The following is a 967-nucleotide window of genomic DNA, read 5'->3' as shown; positions in this document are numbered from 1 at the left end:
AGCATCAATTCATCGGCGCCAATACCCCTCCCCTACCCCCTCCCGCAAGGGGAGGGGGAGGATAGAAGGGATCAAACGGCGGTGTTCTGGGAAGCTCCTGCAAGCGGGAGAGGCAACCCAGAGTGCGGCGTGGTGAACAGCGGAGGCAGACATGACACGGGACGCGGCGATCGCCGGGGCGGCGCGCTATTTCGACGAAGGCGGCTTCAAGGCCGATCTCGACCGCCGCATCGGCATCCGCACCGAGAGCCAGGCGGCCGACCGTGCGCCGCTGCTCGACTACCTGCAGCGCGAGATCGGGCCCAGCCTGGCCCGGCTCGGCTTCGACCTGCACCTCGTCGCCAACCCGGCCGCGCCCGACGCCCCGGCGCTGATCGCCCGACGGCAGGAGGGCGACGGCCTGCCCGGCGTGCTGTGCTACGGCCATGGCGACGTGGTGCTGGGCGCGCCGGAGCGCTGGCGGGCCGGGCTGGACCCGTGGCGGATCACGGTCGAGGGCGACCGCTGGTACGGCCGCGGCACCGCCGACAACAAGGGCCAGCATTCGATCAACATCGCCGCGGTCGAGCAGGTGCTGCAGGCCCGCGGCCGCCTCGGCTTCAACATGGCCTTCCTGGTCGAGACCAGCGAGGAGATCGGCTCGCCCGGCCTGGACGAGATCTGCGCCGCGAACCGCGACCTGCTGGCCGCCGACGTGCTGATCGCCTCGGACGGGCCGCGGCTCGACGCCGGCCGGCCGATGATCGCGCTCGGCACCCGCGGCGTGATCAATTTCGACCTGCGCCTGACCCTGCGCGAGGGCAGCCACCATTCCGGCAACTGGGGCGGGCTGCTGCCGAACCCGGCCACCATCCTGGCCAACGCCGTGGCGGCGCTGGTCGATGCCCGCGGCGCCATCCGCGTGCCGGGGCTGCGGCCGCCGCCGGTGCCGGAGTCGGTGCGCCGGGCCCTGGCCGATGTCGCCATC

At 72.8% G+C, this 967-nt stretch carries 1 protein-coding gene; it reads left to right on the top strand.

The features are described 5' to 3' along the window. Positions 1-151: 151 nt before the first annotated feature. The coding region (locus P409_RS35220; protein WP_034849748.1) for a M20/M25/M40 family metallo-hydrolase at positions 152-967 on the top strand (816 nt) is incomplete at its 3' end.

This window comes from Inquilinus limosus MP06, from assembly GCF_000767795.1.
GTDB lineage: Bacteria > Pseudomonadota > Alphaproteobacteria > DSM-16000 > Inquilinaceae > Inquilinus > Inquilinus limosus_E.
Note: the sequence above shows the minus strand (reverse complement) of the source record. Positions and strands in the feature narration are given on the sequence as shown.